This window comes from Burkholderia sp. Ac-20353 (genome assembly GCF_017104785.1).
GTDB lineage: Bacteria > Pseudomonadota > Gammaproteobacteria > Burkholderiales > Burkholderiaceae > Burkholderia.
The window spans coordinates 1-19,154 of the sequence record NZ_JAAGPL010000169.1; the positions used below are offsets into that span (position 1 = coordinate 1).

Below are 19,154 nucleotides of genomic sequence, written 5' to 3' on the forward strand. Positions count from 1 at the left end.
CACGCGCGCGCGACGCGGGTGCCGCCGGCTCCCGAACGGCGCGCGCTCGCCGCGCGCGCCGCCAACCCTTCAGGCATTCGCCTCCCCTACCTCCTCGGCGCGATGGCAGGCCACGCGCCGCCCGTCGACTTCGCGCAGCTGCGGCTCCTCGACCCGGCAGCGCTCGACCGCGTACGGGCAGCGCTGATGGAACGCGCAGCCCGACGGCGGCTTGAGCGGCGACGGCAGCTCGCCCTGCAGCTTGATCTGCACGCGGCGGTCTTCCTCGAAGATCGCCGGCGTCGCCGACATCAGCGCACGCGTGTACGGATGGCGCGGACGCGCATAGATCGTCGCCTTGTCGCCGAGCTCGGCGACGCTGCCGAAGTACATCACCATCACGTCGTCGGCGACATGCTCGACCACCGCGAGGTTGTGCGAGATGAACACGTAGCTCGTCTTGAACTGCTCCTGCAGATCCATGAACAGGTTCAGGATCTGCGCCTGGATCGACACGTCGAGCGCGGACACGGGCTCGTCGGCGACGACGATGCGCGGCTCGAGGATCATCGCGCGCGCAATCGCGACGCGCTGCCGCTGGCCGCCCGAGAACATGTGCGGATAGCGCTTCGCGTGCTCGGGCCGCAGGCCGACCGTGCGCATGATCTGCGCGATCCGCTGCGCGCGCTCCTGTGCGGTGAGGTTCGTGTTGATCTCGAGCGGCTCGCCGAGCGTCTGCTCGACGGTCTTGCGCGGATTCAGCGACGCGAACGGGTTCTGGAACACCATCTGCACGCGGCGGCGCAGCTCGGCGACGGTCTTGCTGTCCGCGCCGGCGACGTCCTTGCCGTCGATCGTCAGGTGGCCGGCCGTCGGCGTCTCGATCATCGTCAGCTGCCGCGCGAGCGTCGACTTCCCGCAGCCCGATTCGCCGACGACGGCGAGCGTCTTGCCGCGCTTCAGCGTGAACGACACGCCGTTGAGCGCCTTCACGGTGCCCTGGCCGAACATCCCGCGCTTCACCGTGTAGTGCTTCGCGAGTCCGTCGGCGACCAGCACCGCGTCGTCGTCGTGCGGCGCGCGACGCGTTTCGTTGACAGCATTCATCGTGCGCCTCCGGTCAGGTTCAGGTTCGAAAGATTGAGCGGCTTGATGCAGCGTGCGCGCATCGCGTCGTTGCCGGGCACCAGCGTGTCGAGCGCCGGGCGCGCCTTGCGGCAGTCGTCGACCGCATACTTGCAGCGCGGCGCGAACAGGCACCCGGTCGGGCGATCATCACGGCCCGGCACCATGCCCGGCAATGCGGCAAGGCGCCGCGCCCCCTTGTTGTGCTCGGGAATCGCCGCGAGCAATGCTTCGGTGTACGGATGATGCGGATGCGCGAAGATATCCGGCACGCGGTTGGTCTCGATGATCTCGCCCGCGTACATCACCGCGACGCGCTGCGCGACTTCCGACACCACGGCCAGATCGTGCGAGATCAGCACGAGCGCCATCCCGCGCTCCTTCTGCAGCTTCACGAGCAGATCCATGATCTGCGCCTGGATCGTCACGTCGAGCGCGGTGGTCGGCTCGTCGGCGATCAAGAGCTTCGGGTTGCACGCGACGGCCATCGCGATCATCACGCGCTGGTTCATCCCGCCCGACATCTGGTGCGGGAACGAATCGATGCGGCTCTTCGGGTCGGGAATGCCGACCTGGTCGAGCAGCTCGAGCGCGCGGCGGTTGAGCGCGTCGCCGCGCAGCCCTTCGTGCAGCTTCAGCACTTCCTTGATCTGGTAGCCGACCGTGTAGCTCGGGTTCAGGCTCGTCAGCGCATCCTGGAACACCATCGCGATGTCCTTGCCGACGATCTTGCGGCGCGCCTTCGGCGACGCCTTCAGCAGGTCCACGCCGTTGAACGTCACTTCGTCTGCGGTGACCTTGCCCGGCGCGTCGATCAGGCCCATCAGCGCCATCATCGTCACGCTCTTGCCCGAGCCCGATTCGCCGACGACGCCCACTACCTCGCCCGGCGCGATCGACAGGTTGATCCGGTCGACGGCGGGCAGGCCGTTGAAGTTCACCGCGAGATTGCGGATGGTCAGAAGATCTTGGCTCATGTTCAGGCCATCCGTTTCAGTTTGGGATCGAGCGCATCACGCAGCCCGTCGCCGAGCAGGTTGATCGCGAGCACCGAGATCAGGATCGACAGGCCCGGCATCGTCACGATCCACCATGCGTTGTCGATGTAGTCGCGCGCCGATGCGAGCATCGCGCCCCACTCGGCGGTCGGCGGCTGCACGCCGAGGCCGAGGAAGCCGAGCGCGGCCGCGTCGAGGATCGCCGACGAGAAGCCAAGCGTCGCCTGCACGATCAGCGGTGCAGTGCAGTTCGGCAGCACCTGCGAGAACATCAGGCGCAGCGTGCCGGCACCGGCCACGCGCGACGCCGTCACGTACTCCTTCTGCAGCTCGCCGAGTGCCGACGCGCGCGTGAGGCGCACGTAGGCCGGCAGCGCGACGATCGCGATCGCGAACATCGTGTTGGTGAGGCCCGGGCCAATGATCGCAACGACCGCGACCGCGAGCAGCAGCGACGGCAGCGCGAGCAGCACGTCCATCACGCGCATCACGGCCGTGTCCGCCCATTTCTGGAAGAACGCGGCGACGAGCCCGAGCACGATGCCGGGGATCAGCGCGAGCACGACCGACACGAAGCCGATCCAGAACGACATCCGCGCGCCGAACATCAGCCGCGACAGGATATCGCGGCCCGCTTCGTCGGTGCCGAGCACGAACTTCCAGTTGCCGCCGTCGAGCCACGCGGGCGGGATCTTCACGTAGTCGCGGTATTGCTCGACCGGGCTGTGCGGCGCAAGCAGCGGCGCGAATACGGCGAGCACGATCAGCACGAGCACGACGATGCCAGCGCCCACCGCGCCGCGGTTGCGCGAGAAGTTGGCCCAGAATTCGCGCAGCGCGAGCGTGCGGCCGCTGACCGGCGCGGTTTCGCCCGGCAGGGTGTTTTGCAGATTGCTCATGGAATTACCTCGTGTGGCGGATGCGCGGGTTCAGCACGCCGTACATCAGGTCGACGACCAGGTTCACGACGATCACGAGCGTCGCGATCAGCAGGATGCCGCCCTGCACGACCGGATAGTCGCGGCGGCCGATCGCATCGATCAGCCACTTGCCGACGCCGGGCCACGAAAACAGCGTCTCGGTCAGCACCGCGCCGGCGAGCAGCGTGCCGACCTGCAGGCCGATCACGGTGACGACCGGAATCAGCGCGTTGCGCAGCGCATGCACGACGACGACGCGCGCGGGCGACAGCCCCTTCGCGCGCGCGGTGCGGATGTAGTCCTCGCGCAGCACTTCGAGCATCGACGAGCGGGTCATCCGCGCGATCACCGCGAGCGGGATCGTGCCGAGCACGATCGCGGGCAGGATCAGGTGGCTCACTGCCGACCTGAACGAGCCTTCGTCAGGCGCGAGCAGCGCGTCGATCAGCATGAAGCCCGTCGGGTGCGGGAAATCGTATTCGACCGCGATGCGCCCCGACACGGGCGTCCAGCCGAGATACGACGAGAACACCATGATGAGGATCAGGCCCCACCAGAAGATCGGCATCGAGTAGCCGGTGAGCGCGGTGCCCATCACGCCGTGGTCGACGATCGAGCCGCGCCGCAGCGCCGCGATCACGCCGGCCGGCAGGCCGACGGCGAGCGCGAACACGAGCGCGCACATCGACAGCTCGACGGTCGCCGGGAAGCGCGCGAAGAACTCGCCCGCGACGCTCGTATTGGTGATGATCGACGTGCCGAGGTCGCCGTGCAGCGCACGGCCGATGTAGTGGACATATTGCACGGGCAGCGGCTGGTCGAGCCCGAGGCGTTTCATCGCCTCTGCGTGCATGGCGGGATCGACGCCGCGCTCGCCCATCATCACTTCGATGGGGTCGCCCGGTATCAGGTGAATCAGCGCGAATGCGAGGATGGTGATACCGATAAAGGTCGGGATCACCATGCCCACGCGGCGCAACACGAATCGGAGCATGATGCGTCTCGTATTTTCTCGTGGGAAATGTGCGACCGGCGACGCGGAGCTCGTGGCCCCGCGCCGCCGGATGGGTACAGGCTGGTCATGTGGGGTCTGTCCAGACCCTGACAGCTTACGCCTGCCGTGTTACTTCACGCTAACACCGTCGAAACGTGCGTAGCCGAGCGGCTCGATGCGCATGTCGACGACGTTCTTGCGCACCGGCTGGTAGACGGTCGAGTTCGCGATCGGCGAGAACGGCATCTGCTGCGCGAAGATCTGCTGAGCCTGCGTGTAGATCTTCGTGCGTGCGTCCTGGCCCGTCGTCGTGCGACCCTTCTGGACCAGGTCGTCGAACGGCTTGTAGCACCACTTCGAGAAGTTGTTGCCCTTCACCGCCTCGCAGCCGAGCAGCGTGCCGAGCCAGTTGTCGGGGTCGCCGTTGTCGCCCGTCCAGCCGATCAGCATCGTGTCCTGCTCGCCGGCATGCGCGCGCTTCATGTACTCGCCCCACTCGTACGTGACGATCTTCGCCTTCACGCCGATCTTCGCCCAGTCAGCCTGGATCATCTCGGCCATCAGGCGGGCGTTCGGGTTGTACGCGCGCTGCACCGGCATCGCCCACAGCGTGATCTCGAAGCCGTTCGCGAGGCCGGCCTTCGCGAGCAGCGCCTTCGCCTTCGCGGTGTCGTACGCGGGCATCTTCAGGTTCTTGTCGTACGACCATTGCGTCGGCGGCATCGGTGCGGAAGCAGCCTGGCCGGCGCCCTGGTAGACGGACTCGAGGATCGCCTTCTTGTTGATCGCGAGATCGAGCGCCTGGCGCACCTCGAGCTTCTCGAGCGGCTTGTGCTCGACGTTGTACGCGAGGTAGCCGAGGTTGAAGCCCGGCTGCGACGGCATGTCGATGTTCGAGTCGGCCTTCAGCGTCGCGATGTCCGCCGGACGCGGATAGCTCATCACCTGGCACTCGTTGCGCTTGATCTTCTGCACGCGCACGCCCGGGTCGGGCGTGATCGAGAAGATCAGCTTGCCGATCTTCACGTCGCCCTTCTTCCAGTAGTCAGGATTCCCGTCGAAGCGGATCGTCGCATCCTTCGTATAGCTGCGGAAGATGAACGGGCCCGTGCCGACCGGCTTCTGGTTGATGTCGGCGGCCTTGCCGGCCTTCATCAGCTGGTCCGCGTATTCGGACGACAGGATCGACGCGAATTCCATCGCCATGTTCTGGATGAACGGCGCGTTCGGCTCGGCCAGCGTGAACTTCACGGTGGTCGGATCGACCTTCTCGACCTTCGTGATCAGCTTGTCGAGGCCCATGTCGGTGAAGTACGGGAACGACACGGGGTAGGCCTTGCGGAACGGCTGGTTCGGATCCAGCATGCGCTCGAACGTGAACACCACGTCGTCCGCGTTGAACTCGTGGGTCGGCTTGAAGAAGTCCGTCGCGTGGAACTTGACGCCGTGGCGCAGGTGGAACGTGTAGACCTTGCCGTCAGGCGAGATGTCCCACGACTCGGCGAGGCCCGGCTCGACCTTCGTGCCGCCGCGCTCGAATTCGACGAGACGGTTGTAGATCGGGAACGTCGACGCGGTGAAGTCGACGCCCGTCGTGAACTGCGCGGAATCGAAGCCCGCCGGGCTGCCTTCTGAGCAGTAGACGAGCGTTTTGTTCGGGACCTGTGCGTATGCAGATCCCGCGATGCCGAACGATGCCGCTGCCACGCCTGCCATGGCGGTAACACGCAGGGTGTGCAACAGACGGTTGTATTCCATGTTTCCTCCAGTCTCCGGTTCGGATCCGGACCCCCAGGGGGGCCCGGTGTACGCGGATATTACTTGAGGCGGCGATCCTGCAACAAGCTGGAGAAAAAACTCTACCGGACGCGACAACGCGGGTTTTTGCCGATGTTTTCGGCACGCAAAAGATGCACCGGCACGCAGCGGCGCCGGTTTCATCGACGCCGCACCTGTTTCGTCCGGCGACTAAACAGCTGCCGCGCTGCGGCGAACAGGCACAGCGCTTCAGCCACGCGCGTCGAGATCCGCGCTGCGCGCCGGCACGAATGCGACCGCGACGATCGACACCGCGAGCCCCGCCATCACGTAATAAGTCGGCGCGAGCGGCGAGCCGGTCGCCTTGATCAGCCACGTGACGATGAACTGCCCGAAGCCGCCGAACAGCATCACCGCGACGTTGTAAGCAATCGACAGCCCGGTCGAACGCACATTGGCCGGGAACAGCTCGGCGGTCATCGCGCCGAACGGCCCGTAGTAGCCCGCGAGCGTCACCGACAGTACGGCCTGCACGGTAATGAGCCGTGCGATGCTCGGCGCCGCGTCGAGCCAGGTGAACAGCGGATACATCAGCGCGAGCGTCAGCACGAGCGACCACAGCGACAGCCCCTTGCGGCCGATGCGGTCCGACCACGCGCCCGCGACCGGCGACAGCACGGTGAGCAGCAGGTTGCCGACGATCACTGCGTAGAACGACTGCGCGTACGGCAGCTTCAGCTGCTTCACCGCGAAGGTCGGCAGGTAGATGATCAGCACGTAGATCGTCACGGTGAGCGCGACCACCGAGCCGAGTCCGCACAGCACTTCGCGCGAATGGCGCGTGAACACTTCGCCGAGCGTCGCGCGGCGCGCGCTCTGCTGCGCGTGCAGGAATGCTTCCGAATCGGCGAGATGGCGGCGGATGTAGAAACCGATCGGGCCGATCACGAGCCCGACGATGAACGGCACGCGCCAGCCCCACGCGCGCAGCGCATCGGGCGTTAAGCCGCGCGTGACGGCCGCGCCGACGAGCGCGCCGATCAGCAGCGCCGCGGCCTGGCTCGCCATCTGCCAGCTGCCGTAGAAGCCGCGCTTCGAGAACGGCGCGGCTTCGATCAGGAGCGCGGTCGCGCTGCCGAATTCGCCACCCGCGGAGAAGCCCTGCAGCAGGCGGCCGAACACGATCATCAGCGGGCCGCCGATGCCGATCGCCGCATACGGCGGCGCGACCGCGAGCAGGAAGATGCCGGCCGTCATCAGCAGGATCACGAGCGACAGCGCAGCCTTGCGGCCCGCGCGGTCCGCATGGAGCCCGAGCACGAAGCCGCCGATCGGCCGCATGAAGAACGCGACGCCGAACGTCGCGGTGGCGAGCAACAGCGACGCGTATTCGTCCGTCGTCGGGAAGAACAGCTCGGCGATCACGACCATCATGAAACTGAAGACCGTGAAGTCGTACCACTCGAGCGCGTTGCCGATGACCGCCGCCGCCACCGCGCGCCGGTTCAGCGCGCGATCCGGCCTGACCGTCTTCGTTGAACCCGCAATCGTCGCCATGCGTGTCTCGCCTCGTAAGGTCGCCGTCTCGGTGTGCGCGGCGCTGCGGCTTCGCGCCGGTCTGGTGCGAGTGTAGAAAGGTGCGGAACCGTTTTCAAGCAAAAAAACGCCCGCCATCATCCGATGGCGGGCGTTACGCGATTGTCGCGGGATTGCGGCACCGCACGATGCCGCTCGGCGTCACGCGTTCGGTCACGCCTTCTTCGTGAATGCGCTGCACCAGCCTTTCGCCGACACCTGCTTGCCCGGGAACGCGCCGCACGGGCCCGATGCCGAGCCGGCCTTGCCCTGGTACAGCATGCACGCGGCGCAGTCCTGACCCGCCGCGTACTTCGCGTACTTCGCCTTGTCGACCTTCGTGGCGTCCGCCTTGTAGCCGAGCGCCTGCGCGGTCGGATCGCTTTCCGACAGCATCGGCAGATCGGCAGCCAGTGCTTCGCGCGACAGGGCCATTGCCGACACGACGCCAACGCTCGTAATCAGGAAACTCCGACGGGATGTTTTCATGGGGGACTCGCTCCAATGTTATCGATTCGAAAGCTGCTCTAGCGACAGCCAACTAGCAGCATAACGCTCATACGCGCGAATGTGCGGCCCGAAATGCCGGAGATAAGGGATTTCGCAATCGGCTCAACATGACAGCCATATTGCCGCCATCGTCCGTACACGATCATCCGTACGCGGTCATGTCGCCGACGCGCTGCGCGAGCGCAAGCGCCGCGGTGAGCCCCGGCGACTCGATGCCGAACAGGTTCACGAGTCCGCGTACGCCATGCTGCGCGGCGCCCTGCACGATGAAATCGGCAGGCGCCTCGCCAGGCCCCGCGAGCTTCGGGCGGATGCCCGCATAGGCCGGCTGCAGCGCGTCGTCCGGCAACGCCGGCCAGTACGCGCGGATCGACGCGCAAAACGCGTCCGCGCGCGCGGGGTCGACGTCGTAGCGCAGCGCATCGACCCATTCGACGTCCGGGCCGAAGCGCGCCTGGCCGGCGAGGTCCAGCGTCAGGTGGATGCCGAGGCCCGCGCGGTCCGGCATCGGATAGATCAGGTGCGAGAACGGCGCGCGCCCGGACAGGCTGAAGTAGTGGCCGCGTGCGAGATAGAGCGGCGGCACCCAGCGCGGATCGAGGCCGCGCGTACGGCGCGCGAGCGCCTGCGCGCCGAGGCCCGCGCTGTTGATCACGCAGGCCGCCTCGAACTCGGTCGGCGCGTCGCCGCCCGTGCGCACGACGAAGCGCGCGCCGCGCAGCACGTCGATCGATTCCACCGGGGATTTCAGCGCGCAGACGGCGCCGTCGCGTTCCGCATCGCCGAGCAGCGCGAGCATCAACTGGTGGCTGTCGACGATGCCCGTGCTCGGCGAGAACAGCGCCTCGACGCACTCGAGCTCGGGCTCGAGCGCCTGCGCCTCGTCGCGCGTGAGCGGCATCAGGTCGAGCACGCCGTTTTCCTCGGCGCGCGCGGCGATCGCCTTCAGATGCTTCACCTGCGCAGCCGACGTCGCGACGAGCAGCTTGCCGACACGCCGATGCGGCACATGATGCGTGTCGCAGAATTCGTACAGCAGGTCGCGGCCGTGCACGCACGACATCGCCTTCAGCGAGCCGCGCGGATAGTAGAGCCCCGCGTGGATCACCTCGCTGTTGCGCGAGCTCGTGCCGGTGCCGATCGCGTCGGCCGCCTCGAGCACGAGCGTCTCGCGGCCGCGCGCGGCGAGTTCGCGGGCGATCGCGAGCCCGACGACGCCCGCACCGATCACCACACAGTCCATCTGCTCCATGGCTTTTCGCGCCGTTCGCGCGTCGAGGGAGAGAAATTGATTGTACGTCCCGGTTCGCCCGTTTGCCGGCCACATGTGTAGCTTGCCGGCGACATGTGTAGCCGGATATTTCACGCGGGTTCCGCCACCGAACGCTACGCCCCTTCCCCCGGTTTGAACCTCGTATCAGAACCCGATCGGCCGGCGCTTCGTCGCCCCTTCGTCCGCACGGATGTCGCGCGGCTCGATCGCATCGCGACCGTCGAGGCGCGCGGCGCCGAACGCGTGCAGCAGCGCGCGCCGCATCGTGCGCGGCGGCGTCGCGGCGAGCACGTCGAGCGCGTCGTCGCCGAGCGTGTCCGGAAAGCGCCGGCCCCACGCGTGCGACGTGCGGATCTCGTCATAGATCGTCTGCGCGATGCGGCGCGCGCCGGCCGCGTCGGGCGGCGCGATCTCGTACACGCTCAGCCGGTTCAGCAGCGGCTCCGGAATCGCCTGCGCATCGTTCGCGGTCGCGACCCAGATCACGTTGCCCGCATCGATCGGCACCTCCGCGAACTCGTCGACGAATGCGCGCGCGGTGTCGTGCTCGAGCAACGCATACAGCGCGCCGAGCGGATCGTATTGCGCGTCGCTGCCGGCCTTGTCGATCTCGTCGACCGCGATCACCGGGTTCGCATAGCTGCCGTTTACGAGCGCATCGAACACCTTGCCGGGCTTCGCGTTCTTCCACTGCGACGACGCGCCCGACAGGATCCACCCCGCGGTCAGCGAACTCATCGGCACGTAGTGATACGACGTGCCGAGCAGCTGCGCGAGCGCCTTCGCGAAATGCGTCTTGCCGATGCCCGGCGGGCCGAGCAGCAGGATCGGCATCAGCTCGAGCCGGTCGTCGGTCTCGAGGCACAGCGCAACCTGCTTGCGCACGTCGTCGAGCGGCTCGGTGAAATTCGGCAGCACCTCGCCGAGTGCGTCGAACGACGGCATCCGGTTCGGCTTCACGCAAAAGCGCAGATTGCCGGTCTTGAGCATCCTCTCGTAAGTGGCGCGCAGTGCGTCGCTCGCGCCTTCGTTCAGGTCGCTCAGCGCGGTCTCGACCTGCTCCAGGTCGTACACCGTGCTGAAGGACGCGACCGCCAGTTCCTGTTTCACCATCGCCGTCGTCATACGAACCTCGCTACCGCTTGCTTGCCGCTCCATCAGACCCTTTCGATTTCAGTGTAGCGGGATGACATCCCAGTGCAAGCAAGCAGCCGCATGCGTGTGCTGCTGACAGGTCGCGCGCGTCACCATTTTTTTGCTTGAAAACGCGCGGCGCGCACTTACCTTTCTAGCAGGACCGCGTCGCGCGACGAACCTGTCGCGCTGCATCCGGTCACATCGATGACGACGCCGATCGGGCGTAAGATGTGCGTCCGTTTGTGCGTCCGTTCCCCCCGCTACCCGCGAATCCGGAGAGGCTTCATGCTGAAACACGGCCTGGCCGTCATGCTGGCGGGCGTCATGCTTGCCGCTCATGCGCAGAGCCCCGCGCCCGCTGTCGTCGCATGGGAAATCCAGGTGGTGCGCGACGGTCAGACGATCGACACGTTCCAGCAGAACACCACCGTGGGTCAGACCCGCACCGACACCCATCGCTATCCATCCGACGTGTCCGTCGGCTGCGGCGACAACGCGCGCGTCGTGCCGACCGAGCGCTCGCGCTCGGTGAGCGTCGCGCCGCTCACGGTCGACGCGAACGCGATCTCGCTCGCGCTCGACGTGCAGGAAACGCTCGACGATCCGAACGCGAAGCCGGCCGCGCCGTGTGCGCCGGCGTCGCCGCGACAGATCGTCGCAAGCCACCCCGGGCTGTCGGTCGGCAGCGACGCGTGGACCGACTGGACGCTGATCGAGCAGCATCCGCACCTCGTCTATCGCGTGCGCGCGCACGTCGCGAAGGACTGACCGACATGCAAGCGCTCGATGCCCTGTCCGTCCCGTTCGCCGAGCCGCACGCGGCGCCCGACGAACTCACCGCGGTGAGCTGGAACCTGCACAAGGGCCGCTCGCCGCTCGGCTTCACCGCGTGGAATGCGATGCGTAACTGGATGCAGTCGACGCACGCGGACGTGTATTTCCTGCAGGAGGCGATGGCACGCCGCTTGCCGCGCCCGGTGCTCGCGCCCGGCTTCGGCGCGCAGATGGACGACGCGTACGACGACGTCTGGCATTGCCAGGCGTCCGAGATCGCGCATGCGCTCGACTGGCAGATCGCGCTCGGCCCGAACGTGTTCAAGCCGTCGTGGCGGCACGGCAACGCGATCCTGTCACCGCACCCGCTCGATCTCGGCGGCCGCTGGGACATCTCCGCGCACCGCTTCGAGCGGCGCGGCCTGCTCGTCGCGCGCGCGACGCTCGCCGGGTCCCGTCCCGTCACGCTGCTGTGCGCGCACCTCGCGCTCACGCGCGCGGCGCGGCTGCGCCAGATGCACTGGATCGCGCACTGGATCGTGCGCAACGCGAAGGACGGCCCGCTCGTGCTCGCCGGCGACTTCAACGACTGGCGCAACGACTCGATCGCACTGTTCGGCGAGATCGGCCTGTCCGAAGTCGCGACGCTGCTCGGCGAATCGGGGCGCACGTTCCCCGCGTTCTCGCCGGCACTCGCGCTCGACAAGATGTTCGTACGCGGGATGACGCCGCTCGAATGGAGCGCGCCGTCCGGCGAGACCGCATGGCTGTCGGATCACCTGCCGTATATCGCCCGCCTGCGGCTCGATCCGCAGTAAGCGCGGCAGCTGTCGCCTACCGATGAAAGCAATCCGAAAGAAAACGTTGTGCCAAATCCGCGCATCTGCCGGGGGCAAGCGCGCGATTCGCACAGTCAAGGTAAAATAAACAGTTCATCAAACGTCTGTCATCGAGAAGGCGCGTATTCGGCGCGCCGGCCGGCCGATCCCCGATCGGGCCGACGCCCTCGTTTTCGCCCGTCCGTGGGCCCGTTACACGCGTCCGTTTTCGAAGTCATGAGCAAATACGACACCGCCACCGTCCAATCCGTCCACCACTGGACCGATACGCTTTTCAGCTTCACCTGCACCCGTGAGCCGGGCCTGCGCTTCAACAATGGCGAATTCACGATGGTCGGCCTCGAGGTCGACGGCAAGCCGCTCGCGCGCGCGTACAGCATCGTCAGCCCGAACTACGAAGAGCACCTCGAATTCTTCAGCATCAAGGTCCAGAACGGCCCGCTGACGTCGCGCCTGCAGCACCTGAAGGTGGGCGACACGGTGCTGATCGGCAAGAAGCCGACCGGCACGCTCGTCGCCGACAACCTGCTGCCCGGCAAGACGCTGTGGATGCTGTCGACCGGCACGGGCCTCGCGCCGTTCATGTCGATCATCCGCGATCCGGATATCTACGAACGCTTCGACAAGGTCATCCTGACGCACACGTGCCGCCTGAAGGGCGAACTCGCGTACATGGACTTCATCAAGCACGACCTGCCGGGCCACGAGTACCTTGGCGACATCATCAAGGAAAAGCTCGTCTACTACCCGACGGTCACCCGCGAGGAATTCGAGAACGAAGGCCGGATCACCGACCTGATCTCGACAGGCAAGCTGTTCACGGATCTGGACGTCCCGGCGTTCTCGCCGGAGCACGACCGCGTGATGCTGTGCGGAAGCACCGCGATGCTGAAGGACACGACCGACCTGCTGAAGCAGGCCGGCCTCGTCGAAGGCAAGAACAGCGCGCCGGGCCACTACGTGATCGAGCGCGCATTCGTCGACTGATCCGTCCCCAGACGTTGCGCGTCATCAAGAACCGGAGCGAAAGCTCCGGTTTTTTTTCGGGCGGACTTGGCGAATTCGTAACAATCTGGGACCCTGTCATCTCAAATAGTTACATTTCGACCCGGCGCTTTCGGCGGCTCTCGTGTCGGTGTTTTTCCTACACAACAGATTCCGTCCGATCGTTCGTATTTCCCCCTAGATGTCCGCCTGACATGACTTTTTCAGAATTTTTGAGATATGATTCGCGGCGCGCAGCAGCATTTGGGAAGCGCATGAAAGGTCGGAATCAGTTGTTACAAGATGTAAATTTTGTTACCTCGGCACATCGCGATTCTGTTGCGGCAAGCATCGCTGGAGCCACCTCCGGCATGCGCCGCCGACCGGTTTCTGAATCGCTTTCTGACAGCAGGGAGAGTCATGGATACGTCGCTTAACGCGCCACAGAGCGCCCACGCTCCGTTCCCGTCGCAGCCGCACACGCCGGCCGCCACCCCGCCCCGCTTCACGAACGCCGCGAGCCGCGAAGTGCTCGCCGCGCGCATCGCTGCACTGTCCGCCGAACTGTTCGCGGCCGACGAAGCCGCTCGCCGCCATCTGGCCGGCGAACTGCACGACGGCCTCGGCGCCGAACTCACCGCCGCGCGCTTCGCGCTCGCGAACATCGAAACCTGGCTGCCGGCCGACGTGCCCGAAGGCTGCCGGCGCGCGCTCGAGCTCGCGCAGCGCGCGCTCGACACCGCGACAGACGCGAACCGGCGCCTGATCGCCGAGCGCAACGCGCCGGCACTCGATGGCGGCCTCGTGCGCGCGCTGTCGGCATGGATCGACAGCTACACGGAACGCACGGGCCTGCGCACGAGCTTCGTCTGCGCGGCCGATGCGCGGCTGCCGCAACTCGCGGGCACGGGCGCGCTCGCGATCTTCCGCGTCGCGCAGGAAGCGCTGTCGAACGTCGCGAAGCACGCGCGTGCGTCGTCGGCCGACGTGCGGATCGACGCGGGTGCCACGCAATTGACGCTGGTCGTCACCGACGATGGGACCGGTTTCTCGCGCGCGAGACACCACGGCTACGGGCTCGCCGGGATGCGCGCCCGCTGCGAGGCGTTCGGCGGCAGCTTCGAGCTGTCCGCGCCGTCCGTCGGCAACGGCACCCGGGTCGCCGCGCGCTTCGCGTGGGACGCGCTGCTCGCGGCGCCGGCGGCTGCCCATCGCGCGTCGCTTTCGTGAGGACGCCATGAGCCTCGACATCCTGCTCGTCGACGATCACGCGATCGTCCGGCAAGGCATCCGGCACCTGCTGATCGATCGCGGGATCGCTCGCGAGGTCATCGAAGCGGAGACCGGCGGCGAAGCGATGGCGGCCGTCGACAAGCGCGAGTTCGACGTGATCCTGCTCGACATCTCGCTGCCCGACATGAATGGCATCGAGGTGCTGAAGCGCATCAAGCGCAGGCTGCCGCGCACGCCGGTGCTGATGTTCTCGATGTACCGCGAGGACCAGTACGCGGTGCGCGCGCTGAAGGCCGGCGCGTCCGGCTACCTGTCGAAAACGGTCAACGCCGCGCAGATGATTTCAGCGATCCAGCAGGTCGCCGCGGGCCGCAAGTACGTGAGCCCGGCGATGGCCGAGGCGCTTGCCGAATACGTGTCGTTCGAGAACGAGCCGATGCCGCACGAGAAGCTGTCGGACCGCGAATATCAGACGCTGTGCATGCTCGCGTCCGGCAAGCGGCTCACCGATATCGCGAACACGCTGTCGCTGTCGGTGAAGACGGTGAGCGTCTACCGCACGCGGCTGCTCGAGAAGATGCGGCTGTCGAACAACGCGGAACTGACCTTCTACGTGATGAGCAACCGGCTCGTCGACATGGCGCCCGCCGCCGGCGTATGAACGCGCCTGAACGCGCGCGGCCGCGCGCCGCGTTGCGTGCCAAGCGCTTGTTTTATCGGACGATTGGCGCGCCGCGCCGTTGCGTCGCAACGGGTCTTTCGCGTCAAATCGGCTAAAATTACAGGTTTTTCACTCACTCATCGCCCCCGCGCGACCGCGCGTGCCGGCCATTCATCCGCAATGTCTCTCTTCCGCAAGAAAAACGTCGATCGCATGATCGCCGGCGCCCACGCTGCCGGGCTCAAGAAAGCGCTCGGCGCGATCGACCTCACGTTCCTCGGCATCGGCGCCATCATCGGCACCGGCATCTTCGTGCTGACCGGCACCGGCGCCGTGCAGGCCGGCCCGGCGCTGATGCTGTCGTTCGTGATCGCCGCAATCGCGTGCGGCCTCGCGGCGCTGTCGTACGCCGAATTCGCGTCGACGATTCCGGTCGCCGGCTCGATCTACACGTATTCGTACGCGACGCTCGGCGAGCTCGTCGCGTGGATCATCGGCTGGGACCTGATGCTCGAATACGGGCTCGCGGCGTCCGCCGTGTCGGTCGGCTGGTCGGGCTACCTCCAGTCGCTGCTGCAGGGCTTCGGCCTCACACTGCCGACTGTGCTGACGGCAGCGCCGGGTGCGATCCCGGGCGTCGTCACGTGGTTCAACCTGCCCGCGTTCCTCGTGATGATCGTAATCACGACGCTGCTGTCGATCGGCATCCGCGAATCGACGCGCATCAACAACATCATGGTGTTCATCAAGGTGTCGGTCGTGCTGCTCGTGATCGCGGTCGGCGTGTTCCACGTGACGCCGGCGAACTGGAAGCCGTTCATGCCGCACGGCTGGAACGGCGTGTTCGGCGCGGCGGCCGTGATGTTCTTCGCGTTCATCGGCTTCGACGCGGTGTCGTCGGCGGCCGAGGAAGTGAAGAACCCGAAGCGCGACCTGCCGATCGGCATCATCGCGTCGCTTGCCGTGTGCGCGTTCCTGTATGTCGCGGTCGCGGCGGTCGCGACGGGCATCGTGCCGGCCGCGCAGTACGCGAGCGTCTCGCATCCGATCTCGTATGCGCTGCAGATCGCCGGCGAGAAGTGGGTCGCGGGCTTCATCGACCTCGGCGCCGTGCTCGGCATGCTGACCGTGATCCTCGTGATGAGCTACGGCCAGACCCGCATCATCTTCGCGATGTCGCGCGACGGCCTGCTGCCGTCGATGCTGTCGCGCGTGCATCCGCGCTATGCGACGCCGTTCCTGACGACCTGGCTGGTCGGCCTGTTCTTCGGGCTGATCGCCGCGCTCGTGCCGCTGAACGTGCTCGCCGAGCTGATCAACATCGGCACGCTCGCCGCGTTCTCGATGGTGTCGATCGCTGTGCTCGTGCTGCGCCGCACGCATCCGGACCTGCCGCGCGCATTCCGCTGCCCCGGCGTGCCGGTCGTGCCGATCCTTGCGGTCGCGTCGTGCCTGTTCCTGATGCTGAACCTCGCGCCCGTCACGTGGGTCGCGTTCGGCGTATGGCTCGTGATCGGTCTCGTGATCTACTTCGCTTATTCGCGCCGGCATTCGAAGCTCGCGCACGGTCAAGAAGTGCACTGAATCCCGCCGTTGCGCGCGCATGCCGCGCGCAACGGTGCGGCGCCGCTGCGAAGGGTCGGATGCCGGCCCTGCGTGCGGCGCGCTCCCTCCTCCACCGGAATCGGCTGCGGCTGCGGCTGCGGCTGCGGCTGCGGCTGCGGCTGCGCGCATGCGCATCCCGCAGTGGACCCTGCAGTGGATCCTGCCCCCCGCAGTCCCCGTAGTTCATTCCGCTCCGCGGTGCGGTGCTCGCGATCGGGCGTTACCCGATCGTCGCAATGTTTTGCCCATTCCTCCGGATTCGCGCGGCACCCCCGCGTCGCCGCCTGCATGCGCGCGCCGCGCGGTTCATAATCCCGCCATCGAACGACGGTCCGCAACGGCGGGGCCGTCCAGCAACAGGACACAAATGATGGAAAGCGTCGATCTCGATGTACTGAAATCCAGCGCTCGCTGGATCGACGAAGGCCGCCGCGTGCTGCTCGTGACGGTCGTGAAGACGTGGGGCTCGTCGCCGCGCCCCGAAGGCGCAATGCTCGCGGTGCGCGACGACGGCCTCGTCGTCGGCTCGGTGTCGGGCGGCTGCATCGAGGACGACCTGATCGCCCGCGTTCATGCGAGCGGCATCGCGGCCGACGCGCGCCCGGAAGCCGTGAAATACGGCGTGACGGCCGAAGAAGCGCACCGCTTCGGGCTGCCGTGCGGCGGCACGATCCAGCTCGTGCTGGAACCGCTCACGCGCGACAGCGGCATCGCCGCGCTGTGCGCGGAGGTCGAGGCCGGCCGCCTCGTCACGCGCACGATGACGCTCGCGACCGGCCGCGCGTCGCTGTCGCCCGCACAGGCGACCGACGGCGTCGCGTTCGACGACGAGCGGCTCGTGACGATCCACGGCCCGCGCTACCGGATGCTCGTGATCGGCGCAGGGCAGCTGTCGCGCTACCTGTGCCAGATCGCGGCCGGGCTCGACTACCAGGTGACGGTGTGCGATCCGCGCGAGGAGTACACGGACGCGTGGGACGTGCCGGGCACGCGCGTCGTGCACACGATGCCCGACGATACGGTGCTCGACATGAAGCTCGACGCGCGCTCCGCGGTGATCGCGCTCACGCACGATCCGAAGCTCGACGATCTCGCACTGATGGAGGCACTGAAGACGCCCGCGTTCTATGTCGGCGCGCTCGGCTCGCGACGCAACAACGCGGCGCGGCGCGAGCGGCTGCGCGAATTCGACCTGAACGAGGCGGAGCTCGCGCGGCTGCACGGGCCGGCCGGGATCTACATCGGCAGCCGCACGCCGCCGGAAATCGCGATCTCGATCCTCGCCGAGGTCACGGCCGCGAAGAACCATGTGTCGCTGCCGACGATCCTGCAGGTCGAAGGCGCGAAGGCCGCGCGCGAGATCGCCGCGCGTGGCGGCGAAGCCTGCGGCATCTGACACCCGTCCCTTCCGGCAGCGGGTGCCGGCCCCGCATCACCGGCAACGTACGCTACGCGAGGCCCGCCACGACGGCCGCGGCGACCGAGCCGGCCACCAGCACGACGCCGACCGTGCGGCGCTTGTTCAGCTCGGTCCACAGCAGCACGCCCGTCAGCGACAGCAGGATCAGCGAGCCGGCGATCGTATCCATCAGCAGCACCCAGCCGAGGTTCATGCCGACGCCGCGGTGCAGGCTGTTCAGCGTCGCAAGAAACGAGTTGCTGGTGCGCTTCACCGACACGTAGCCGTTACCGACCCAGTATTCGGCCTGCAGGTTCTGGCGCGGCCCGAACAGCCCGAACTGCCAGTGCTCGGGCTGCATCACGCGCTTGTCACCCCACGCGACGGGCTGCGCCGGCTCCTTGCGCATGCGGCCCGGACGGCCGTCGAACTGCAACTCGCGCGCGAGCCACTTCGTCATCGCGGCGGGCGTCGCGGGCACCGGATCCGGCAGCGCGAGCTGCAACTGCTCGACCTGCGGCTCGCCGGTCCGGATCGCGAGCGGCGGCGCGCGGTGGTTGAGCAGCACGCCCGTCACGCCGAACAGCAGCCCGAGCACCGCGCCCCACAGCCCCACCCAGCCGTGCACCTTGCGCAGCCACTTGATGAAGGTCGCGCGGCGCGAGCGCTGCCGGCGCGCGGCCAGTTCGTCGTCGCTCAGCGGGCGTGCCGCCGGACGCAGCACGGTGACGCCGGCGCGCGGCGTGTCGATCGTTTCGGGCGCGTTCACGCGAAGGTTTCCATTCGTTCAAAACAACGGGCGGCACGCTCGGATCGCGCGCCGCCCGTCGGGCATGAAAATGAGAATGGATATCATTACACAAATCACTGCGGGGCTCAATCCGCGCGGGGCAGATGACGGGATCGGCGGGGGCCGTCTGTGCCGGCCGGCATCGACGGTGCGCGTCGCACGGCAGCCGGCGCAGGCAGACAAGCGCCGGCGAACTGGTGACTTGGCGATCCGGCGATCCAGCAGGCCCGCGCGCGTCAGCGCACCGGCGGCAGCGGAAAGCGCGGCGGCGCGCCAGCCGGGTCGCCGTCGGTGCGCTCGAGCGCATACAGCCACGCGAGCAGGTCGGCAACCGCCTGGTAAAGCTGCGGCGGAATCCGGTCGTCGAGATCGACCTGCATCAGCAGCGACACCATCTCCGGCGCGGTATGCACGTAGAGCCCCGCGTCGCGGGCGCGCGCGACGATCATGTCGGCCACCGCGCCGTAGCCCTTCGCGATCACGCGCGGCGCGGCGCGCGTCGCGGTGCTCGACGTCGATTTCCATCACGGCAACGGCACGCAGGACATCTTCTACGACCGATCGGACGTGCTGTTTGCGTCGATTCACGGCGAGCCTTCG

The 19,154-nt window shown here is 67.2% G+C and carries 18 protein-coding genes and 1 pseudogene; 8 read left to right on the forward strand and 11 right to left on the reverse strand.

The features are described 5' to 3' along the window. Positions 1-69: 69 nt before the first annotated feature. The 9 genes from G3N94_RS31415 to G3N94_RS31455 form a co-directional block, all read right to left on the reverse strand. Positions 70-1,086 (reverse strand): peptide ABC transporter ATP-binding protein, encoded by a 1,017-nt coding sequence (locus G3N94_RS31415; RefSeq protein ID WP_205797194.1) that lies wholly within the window; start codon positions 1,084-1,086, stop codon positions 70-72. Next, a complete protein-coding gene (locus G3N94_RS31420; protein ID WP_205797197.1) occupies positions 1,083-2,081 on the reverse strand; it encodes an ABC transporter ATP-binding protein in 999 nt (332 codons plus the stop codon). Before G3N94_RS31420 ends, G3N94_RS31415 begins: the two co-directional genes overlap by 4 nt. Positions 2,082-2,083: 2 nt before the next feature. Then, entirely contained in the window at positions 2,084-3,001 is a 918-nt protein-coding gene (locus tag G3N94_RS31425) for an ABC transporter permease subunit (RefSeq protein WP_205797199.1), read from the reverse strand. A gap of 4 nt (positions 3,002-3,005) precedes the next feature. After that, a complete protein-coding gene (locus G3N94_RS31430) occupies positions 3,006-4,016 on the reverse strand; it encodes an ABC transporter permease subunit (protein WP_205797201.1) in 1,011 nt (336 codons plus the stop codon). A 129-nt stretch (positions 4,017-4,145) separates the two neighbouring features. Next, entirely contained in the window at positions 4,146-5,774 is a 1,629-nt protein-coding gene (locus G3N94_RS31435; RefSeq protein WP_205797203.1) for an ABC transporter substrate-binding protein, read from the reverse strand. A gap of 249 nt (positions 5,775-6,023) precedes the next feature. Beyond that, positions 6,024-7,331 carry an MFS transporter gene (locus G3N94_RS31440; protein ID WP_205797205.1) on the reverse strand — a complete coding sequence of 436 codons (1,308 nt, stop codon included), beginning with the start codon at positions 7,329-7,331 and terminating at the stop codon, positions 6,024-6,026. Between the two features lie 192 nt (positions 7,332-7,523). Next, complete coding sequence (locus G3N94_RS31445) at positions 7,524-7,838, reverse strand: high-potential iron-sulfur protein (protein ID WP_205797207.1); 315 nt, start codon at positions 7,836-7,838, stop codon at positions 7,524-7,526. Positions 7,839-8,001: 163 nt separating this feature from the next. Beyond that, on the reverse strand, positions 8,002-9,111 hold the full coding sequence (locus G3N94_RS31450) for an NAD(P)/FAD-dependent oxidoreductase (protein ID WP_205797209.1): 1,110 nt from the start codon (positions 9,109-9,111) through the stop codon (positions 8,002-8,004). A 165-nt stretch (positions 9,112-9,276) separates the two neighbouring features. Beyond that, positions 9,277-10,257 (reverse strand): AAA family ATPase, encoded by a 981-nt coding sequence (locus G3N94_RS31455; protein ID WP_124602677.1) that lies wholly within the window; start codon positions 10,255-10,257, stop codon positions 9,277-9,279. A gap of 297 nt (positions 10,258-10,554) precedes the next feature. Between G3N94_RS31455 and G3N94_RS31460 the strand changes: the two genes are divergently transcribed. The 7 genes from G3N94_RS31460 (at position 10,555) to G3N94_RS31490 (ending at position 17,761) form a co-directional block, all read left to right on the forward strand. After that, complete coding sequence (locus tag G3N94_RS31460; RefSeq protein WP_205797211.1) at positions 10,555-11,037, forward strand: hypothetical protein; 483 nt, start codon at positions 10,555-10,557, stop codon at positions 11,035-11,037. Between the two features lie 5 nt (positions 11,038-11,042). Continuing rightward, complete coding sequence (locus G3N94_RS31465) at positions 11,043-11,861, forward strand: endonuclease/exonuclease/phosphatase family protein (protein WP_205797213.1); 819 nt, start codon at positions 11,043-11,045, stop codon at positions 11,859-11,861. Positions 11,862-12,098: 237 nt separating this feature from the next. Beyond that, entirely contained in the window at positions 12,099-12,869 is a 771-nt protein-coding gene (locus tag G3N94_RS31470) for a ferredoxin--NADP reductase (RefSeq protein WP_205797216.1), read from the forward strand. 417 nt (positions 12,870-13,286) lie between these two features. After that, entirely contained in the window at positions 13,287-14,096 is an 810-nt protein-coding gene (rqpS, locus tag G3N94_RS31475; RefSeq protein WP_205797219.1) for a quorum system sensor histidine kinase RqpS, read from the forward strand. 7 nt (positions 14,097-14,103) lie between these two features. Continuing rightward, positions 14,104-14,760, forward strand: a complete 657-nt coding sequence (gene rqpR, locus G3N94_RS31480) for a response regulator transcription factor RqpR (RefSeq protein WP_205797222.1) — start codon at positions 14,104-14,106, stop codon at positions 14,758-14,760. Between the two features lie 180 nt (positions 14,761-14,940). Beyond that, positions 14,941-16,344 carry an amino acid permease gene (locus G3N94_RS31485; RefSeq protein WP_205797225.1) on the forward strand — a complete coding sequence of 468 codons (1,404 nt, stop codon included), beginning with the start codon at positions 14,941-14,943 and terminating at the stop codon, positions 16,342-16,344. Between the two features lie 391 nt (positions 16,345-16,735). After that, entirely contained in the window at positions 16,736-17,761 is a 1,026-nt protein-coding gene (locus tag G3N94_RS31490; protein WP_205797231.1) for an XdhC family protein, read from the forward strand. Between the two features lie 52 nt (positions 17,762-17,813). On the opposite strand, the gene G3N94_RS31495 is transcribed toward G3N94_RS31490, so the two are convergent. Both G3N94_RS31495 and G3N94_RS31500 read right to left on the reverse strand, forming a co-directional pair. Then, a complete protein-coding gene (locus G3N94_RS31495; protein WP_205797228.1) occupies positions 17,814-18,533 on the reverse strand; it encodes a PepSY-associated TM helix domain-containing protein in 720 nt (239 codons plus the stop codon). A gap of 257 nt (positions 18,534-18,790) precedes the next feature. Then, on the reverse strand, positions 18,791-19,003 hold the full coding sequence (locus G3N94_RS31500; protein ID WP_241022172.1) for a transporter: 213 nt from the start codon (positions 19,001-19,003) through the stop codon (positions 18,791-18,793). A 37-nt stretch (positions 19,004-19,040) separates the two neighbouring features. On the opposite strand from G3N94_RS31500, the pseudogene G3N94_RS31505 reads away from it, so the two are divergent. Then, positions 19,041-19,154 (forward strand): annotated as a pseudogene (locus G3N94_RS31505) (histone deacetylase family protein); the annotation flags it as partial.